Raw genomic sequence first — 7351 nt, forward strand, 5'->3', positions numbered from 1 at the left:
ATTAATCTATTTGCCTTGTGATTAGATTAATAATTTCATGAATCATTTTATAGCAAACCTCAGAGACAAATTTTATGAATGATAAAGGTATTAACGACAAATTAAAAAGCATTGTGGAAGGAAGTCAAAAACAAAATAAAGCGGTATCCATATATAAATCTGCAAGTTCTATAGAAGGTACATTAGCAGAAAAATATCTTGTGGAACATCGCCATATTCCAAAAGAAGTTTTGCAACACACCACCTTCAAATATGATGAAAAATCTAAAAGTCTTGTTACTCCTATTTATGATTCAAGAAATATTTTGACTGGAGTACAACTAGTTCAATTAAATGAAGAAGGTCAAAAAGCCTTACCTGGAAACGATGCTAAAAAAGTCATTGAAAATAGGCACACTATGGATAGATTTGGAAGAGTTGCCATGATTCGCCAAGGTACCGATTTGACTCGCATTTATATTGCCGAAGGAGTGGAAACCGCTACCTCATTATTATCTGTCATTCCAGAGGAGTTTACTGTTGTAGCATCACTTGGGATAAAAGAAATTGCTGATTCTATTCCTTATATTCGCACCTCACTTATCCCTGGGGCTCAGGTAGTGTGGCTTGCTGACAACGATAAAGGGAATAAAAATGCCGAACAGCAACTTTTAGAATCAAAAGAGCATTTTATTAAAGCAGGTTTTAAAATCGGCCAAGATTTGTTTATTGTCGCCCCAATTCAAGAAGGATCGGATTGGAATGATGTGTTGTGTGATAGGTCAACGAGCCTTAAAGATTCTTTTGAACTGTCGCAACGCACTTTGGAGACAGAATATAATCATATGGATACAGAATATATTATCGAAGAACCATTAGCACTACTCGACCCAGCTTCTTATGAAGATGCTGAAGAAAAAGAAACCATTGAGAAAAGTTTTTCCGATACAAAACCCATTCGTCAGCACATTATGAAAATGGAAGAACAATTATGTCAAATTGAAGACTATAAATCTTTAGTCAAGATCCTAGAGAAACTTAATGTTGCTCTGGAAAAATTAAAAACGCAAAAAATTGAAAAGACTCATTCTTTATCGCTAGCAGAAAAAGATTTAAAAAAAATAAATCAGATGCTTAATGATATTCAAAAAATTATATCCATGAATCCTGAAAAAAGCCCGCATGCTGAGCCAGAAAATTATAAGAAAAAATTAGAGGCAAAAATCAGCGAAAAAGAGTTTGAAGGCCAATTATGCGAACGAGCAATCGAAGAAATTTTAACTCTAGAGGGCACTAATATTGCGCCTTTACTTTCACAGGAATCTGCTTTTTCTCAATATTTTGCTAAGTTTGATAAAGAGCAAAACAAAAACTGTCTCGAAGGAAAACTGCAACCTTATGAGATAAAAGCACTTGTTTTAGAAGTTCATAAAAAAAATAAAGAACGATTAAGCAAAGAAATTGCCGCGATTAAAAGCGATCAACTACAAGATAATAGCGAATTATTTATTAAAAATGTTGAAAATTCGTCTAAAATTTTGCACAAAACGAAAAGTAAAATAGCTGAACTTCAAAAAAGATTAGAACAACAAAATGAAAAGCTTTCCAATAAGTTAGAAGAACTTTATCTCACTTCTCTTGACTCCAAAAACGACTTCTTTTGCAATATGACATTACAGTGGTGGTATAACAATTTATCTGCACTTAAGTTTTCAAAGCCTATTACTTATACTCTAGAACCATTTGGGCATTCAGTTGAATTAGCTCATGTTGAATACTTAGAAGGTGAGGAGCCAGCAATTGAGGAAACTATAGAACAACTTGCAGATGATATTTTGCAAAGAAGTGGAATTGCGAAGCAATTAAAGCAACAAGAAAAAACTTCTGAGCAAGATGCATCTTTATATGAACGCTCAGTCAAAGATTATGCCTATAAATTGGCTATAAATATGCATCGTTCGTTCAGTGTTCGAATTCCTCTTGTAGATTCAAAGCAAGAACAGGAATTTGATGGCATTGCGAAACGTCGTTTTACAAAGAAAAATCCATCAGAGGGTGATGCACAAACCACCGAAGAATATGTCATTCTTGAACGCAAAACAAATACCGGGACTCGACAAGGAGTAATGCAAACCGCGTTTACTCAAGATAAAATTAATTCGAAGATGACCTTCTTTAAGAGAGGAACTGAATATGAGAAATTTACTCATACTATAAAAAGTCGTCCCATATTCACTGCTCAAGATATTGTATTATGCAACAAAGAAAAACCTAGCGAACTTAAATTATCTGCATGCGATTGGTATAACTTAAGTCCAGGTTCAGATGTCATTGAACGTATGGACAAGGCAGCTAAAGAAATTTTAGCGGATGCCTTAAATACACGAAACATTGAGTTTGTATTTAATCACCCTGGACATAATGTAGGTCAAGCAACAGAGAAAAATTATTTTAATTCCAACTTCATTCAAAGAGCGATGCTTCGTGTTTCTGAGCATAACGCCGGAGAAGAAGATGAGATTTTAAAACGTTTACAAACTTTTTATCGAGGCTGGATGGAGAAATACTCGCCTACTTCTCAAACCGCATTAGTTTCTGATGAAGGGACAACAAAAAATTCCACGCGTGAACGAACCACTGATCGAAATTATTGTGAGTTTTTTACGCGTAATTTGACTAAAAATCCAGCTAAAGATTCGACAGAACCAAAGCTTAATAATTTGCATGGAGCATAATTACTTGGCCTGTAGACAGTTGGCATTATCCTACTCTTAACTCTTCTACAGAAAGCCTTGTAGAAGAGTAAGTTACAGAAAGGTAGACTCATAGTGGAGCCTACCTAATGCATTTTATTCCTATGAAGGAAGCTTCATAGGAACAATCGCAAAATTACTGGATTGTGAACTGCTTACAATATTAAAATCCCCACCTATGTAGACTGTACTATCACTTAATGCAACTGCATAACCAATACCGGGTGAAAGAAGATTAGCAGTCCATGAAGTAGCACTGCCCGTGCTATTCGTGGCAGCATTTAACGCAGCAATACCGGAACGATCTTGTCCACCAATATTTGAAAAACCTCCTGCCACATAAAGCGTAGTACCACTTAATCCCAGCGCATATACAGCCTCATCGGCATTAGGAGCCCAACTATCAAAAGCAGTACCATTACTCGTACTTACTGCAGCAATATAAGCGCGCGTTTTTCCACCAATACTACTGAATTCCCCACCAACATACATCGTAGCGCCATTCAATAAAAGCGTATATACAAGATTATTCGCATTTGGGTTCCAAGAACTAAGCGCACCAGTATTAATATCCGCTGATCCAACAAATTTTGCTGAGCTGCTACCAGTAGGAAAATAATATCCTCCAAAGTAAACCTTATCATTACTCAAAACAATAGTATAAATTTGTGCAGCAGCAAGATTTACATTCCAGTTTTGTTGGGCACCACCATTCCCTCCTATATCAAGTGCTGCAATACCATTACGTGCTGTATTATTCAGTGTAATTTTGGTGAAAAATCCTCCTATATAAACGGCATTGGTACCTACCACAACTGTATTTACTGAGCCATCAGGATTGGGGTGCCAGAAAGGATCCGCCACTGCATCACTTGTACTTACACGGGTAACATAATAAATAACGAGTTGATTAGGAGCAGTACCAACAACATTGAACTCACCTCCTAAATATACTTGATCCCCGCTTAAGAAAAGGGTTTTTACTGTGCCATTAAGATTTGGATTCCATGAGGTCACCTCACCTGTATCTGCACTAATAGCAGCCGCGCGATTTCGTGTTACTGCAGCAAGGCTACTAAATTTACCACCTAAATAAACCCTGTTGCCATTCATTGCCAAAGCTTCCACACTTTGATCCGCACTCAGCTTCCAAGTGTTAGCTGTTCCCGTGCTGATATCAAGCGCCGCAATATGGTTGCGACTTTCTCCGCCTATAGAAGTGAAGTCTCCCCCTGCATAAATCATATTATCGCCTAATAAGAGACTCTTGACTGACTCATCCGCATTTGGATTCCATGAAGTGGCCAATCCACTTTTAATATCAATGGCTGCAATATGGTTACGGTTTTGTCCACCTATAGAGGTAAACTCTCCGCCGGCGTAAATCATATTATCGCCAAATATTAAGCTTTTAACCGCTTTATTCGCATTCGGATTCCATGAAGTAACCAACCCACTATTGGGATCAATTTCTGCTAGATAATTACGAGTTTGTTCACCAATAACTGTAAAGTCTCCACCGACATAAATCCCATGATCATTTAATAAAAGACTAGTTATTTTTTTGTCCGCATTAGGACTCCATGAACCTACTTTACCTGTATCCACATTTACAGCAGCGATATTTTTTCTAGATTGTCCATTAATACTGGTAAATTCTCCACCCAGATATACACTGCCCTCGCTCACTGCAAGCGCATAAACAGTTCCATCAACATTAGGGCCCCATGAAGTAGACTGGCCAGTATACGCATCTAACGCGGCAATATGAAAACGTTCTTGTCCATTAATGCTTGTAAAACCTCCACCAGCATAGAGTGTATTATTACTGAGCTTAAGAACATGTACAACTCCATTTACATTCGGATCCCAACTTAAATCCAAGCTACCATCCTCAAGTATATGGGCAAGATTATTACGTTCGACTCCTCCTACCAGGCTAAAATTACCGCCAATATACCACCCACCAAAGCCATCCGATACCACGGAAAACACCGGTCCATTGACAGGGGGATAAACTGTTTCAAATAACTGATTGTTGATGTCTATAGGAACACCAAAACCTGTATTAGGCCCAACTCGAGTAAAGTCACCGCCTATATAGATAATATTGTTCACTTTATCCAACACTGTTGCATAAACAATATCATTAGCTACATACGGAACAGCCACAGTCAGAGTTGCATTAATCGTATTGGTATTTGCCCCAGCAATCGTAATAGTTGTTGCTGAATGCACTTGCGCATTTGAAGTAAATTGCAAATAACAACTATTATTGGGGGCAAGAGAAACACAGTTACTGGCATTTTGAGTCACATCAGCCGCTAAATCAGGAGGTAATGTTGCCTGAACATCTGTAGCAGTTAATGATCCATTATTTGTTACCGTCAAATAACCTGTTGTATTGGGGGTCAATAATAACGGAGATCCTTTAACTGAAATCGTAGTACTTTGAAAAGGAGTCACTGCATTTGAATTATTCGATGCAGGGCCTGTTCCCGCCGCATTAGTAGCAGTAACCGTAAAAATATAGGTTGTTCCATTAGTTAATCCATTAACCGTACAAGAAGTTGTTCCAGTGGTCGTGCAATGCAAATTACCCGGTGAGGAAGTTACCGTATATCCCGTAATAGCTGAGCCTCCATCACTAGCCGGTGCTGTCCAACTTACAAGTGCAGAAGCATCTCCTGCAGTGGCAGTCGCATTAGTGGGTGCTCCAGGAACTGTAATAGGAGTCACTGAATTTGAAGGACTCGATGCAGGACCTGTTCCCACCGCATTGGTCGCAGTAACGGTAAAGGTATAGGCTGTTCCATTGGTCAGATCCTCAACAGTACAAGAGGTTGCTCCTAAAGTACTGCATTGCAAATTACCCGGTGTAGAAGTCACCGTATATCCTATAATGTCTGAACCTCCATCATCAGTAGGTATCGTCCAACTAACTTCAGCAGATGCATTTCCTGCCGTAGCATTCACATTCGTAGGTGCTCCAGGAATAGTAGCAGGAATCACTGGATTTGAAGAACTTGATACAGGACCTGTTCCCACCGAATTAGTAGCAGTAACCGTAAAAGTATAGGTTGTTCCATTAGTTAATCCATTAACCGCACAAGAAGTTGCTCCTGTAGTTGTGCAATGCAAATTACTCGGCGAAGAGGTTACTGTATACCCCGTAATAGCTGCCCCTCCATCACTAACAGGTGCCGTCCAACTGATAGATGCCGAGGCATTTCCGGCCGTAGCATCTACATTCGTGGGTGCTCCAGGGAGTGTCGCAGGAGTTACTGAATTCGAGGGGCTCGATGCAGGGCCTGTTCCCACCGCATTGCTCGCCGTGACCGTAAAGGTATAAGCAGTTCCATTGGTTAATCCACTAACGGTACAAGAAGTTGCTCCTGTGGTCGTACAATGTAAATTACCCGGCAAGGAAGTTACCGTATATCCCGTAATGGCCGAACCTCCATTATTAGAAGGTGCAGTCCAACTGATAGATGCGGACGTATTCCCTGCGGTGGCACTCACACCAGTAGGTGCTCCAGGGGCTGTTGCTGGAGTCACTGCATTCGAAGCACTCGATGCAGGACCTGTTCCCACTGCATTACTCGCAGTGACGGTAAAGGTATAAACGGCTCCATTGGTTAATCCATTAACGGTACAAGAAGTTGCTCCCGTGGTCGTACAATGTAAATTACCCGGTGAGGAAGTTACCGTATATCCTGTAATGGCCGAACCCCCATTATTAGAAGGTGCAGTCCAACTGATAGATGCGGACGTATTCCCTGCGGTGGCACTCACACCAGTAGGCGCTCCAGGGAGTGTCGCAGGAGTTGCTGAACTTGAGGGGCTCGATGCAGGGCCTGTTCCCACTGCATTGCTCGCAGTGACCGTAAAGGTATAAGCAGTTCCATTAGTTAATCCACTAACGGTACAAGAAGTTGCTCCCGTGGTCGTACATGTATGAATGTTATCCGACGCAGTTACCGTATACCCTGTAATGATCGAACCTCCATTATTAGAAGGTGCAGTCCAGCTAATAGATGCAGACGTATTCCCTGCTGTGGCACTCACACCAGTAGGCGCTCCAGGGACTGTTGCTGGAGTCACTGCATTCGAGGCACTCGATGCAGGGCCCGTTCCCACTGCATTGCTCGCCGTGACCGTAAAGGTATAAACGCTGCCATTGGTTAATCCACTAACCGTACAAGAAGTTGCTCCCGTGGTCGTACATGTATGAATGTTATCTGACGCAGTTACCGTATACCCTGTAATGGCCGAGCCCCCATTATTAGAAGGTGCGGTCCAACTAATAGATGCGGACGTATTCCCTGCTGTGGCACTCACACCAGTAGGCGCTCCAGGGAGCGTCGCAGGAGTTACTGAACTCGAGGGGCTCGATGCAGGGCCCGTTCCCACTGCATTGCTCGCAGTGACCGTAAAGGTATAAGCACTGCCATTGGTTAATCCACTAACGGTACAAGAAGTTGCTCCCGTGGTCGTACATGTATGAATGTTATCCGACGCAGTTACCGTATACCCCGTAATAGCCGAGCCTCCATTGTTAGAAGGTGCGGTCCAGCTAATAGATGCAGACGTATTCCCTGCGGTGGCACTCACACCAG

The 7351-nt window shown here is 41.1% G+C and carries 2 protein-coding genes; one reads left to right on the top strand and one right to left on the bottom strand.

Annotation, left to right across the window (positions count from 1 at the left end; translation table 11 throughout):
• Window positions 1-74 precede the first annotated feature (74 nt).
• The gene (locus Lsan_RS00865; protein ID WP_058512653.1) at window positions 75-2714 is read left to right on the top strand and encodes a toprim domain-containing protein; all 2640 of its coding nucleotides are present in this window, start codon (window positions 75-77) and stop codon (window positions 2712-2714) included.
• A 120-nt stretch (window positions 2715-2834) separates the two neighbouring features.
• On the opposite strand, the gene Lsan_RS00870 is transcribed toward Lsan_RS00865, so the two are convergent.
• Window positions 2835-7351 (bottom strand): beta strand repeat-containing protein (locus tag Lsan_RS00870; RefSeq protein WP_162265579.1); only part of this gene is annotated, 4517 nt, incomplete at its 5' end.

Source organism: Legionella santicrucis (assembly GCF_001468135.1).
Classification (GTDB): Bacteria; Pseudomonadota; Gammaproteobacteria; order Legionellales; family Legionellaceae; genus Legionella; species Legionella santicrucis.